This is a genomic window from Chitinophaga sp. 22620 (assembly GCF_052044405.1).
Taxonomy (GTDB): Bacteria; Bacteroidota; Bacteroidia; order Chitinophagales; family Chitinophagaceae; genus Chitinophaga.
Window position 1 is genome coordinate 1 of the sequence record NZ_JBQEMV010000018.1, and the last position, 399, is coordinate 399.

The following is a 399-nucleotide window of genomic DNA, read 5'->3' on the forward strand; positions in this document are numbered from 1 at the left end:
TTGTGAATACCGGCGGTCTTGTATCCTGTACAGTGATGATCTGTATCACCGAATCACGGTTACCGCACACATCGGTAGCGATCCACACACGGCGGAGCTGATAGTTATTCAGACATGCACCAGCCGCACGGATCGTATCCTGACGTTTGGTGATTGTCACAGCACCCATACAGGCGTCATTGGCTGTCAGATCCGGTTGAACCGGGATAGCGCTACATTCTACGGTAGCGTTGGCCGGAGCCGGCGTTGTGAACACCGGTGGTCTTGTATCCTGTACGGTGATAATTTGAATCACGGAGTCACGGTTACCGCACACATCGGTAGCGATCCACACACGGCGGAGTTGATAGTTATTCAGACATGCACCGGCCGCACGGATCGTATCCTGGCGCCTGGTGA

The 399-nt window shown here is 54.1% G+C and carries 1 protein-coding gene; it reads right to left on the reverse strand.

The window, feature by feature from the left end:
* Window positions 1-334 (reverse strand): HYR-like domain-containing protein (locus tag ACTJIK_RS25770; protein WP_440650480.1); only part of this gene is annotated, 334 nt, incomplete at its 3' end.
* Window positions 335-399: the final 65 nt, after the last annotated feature.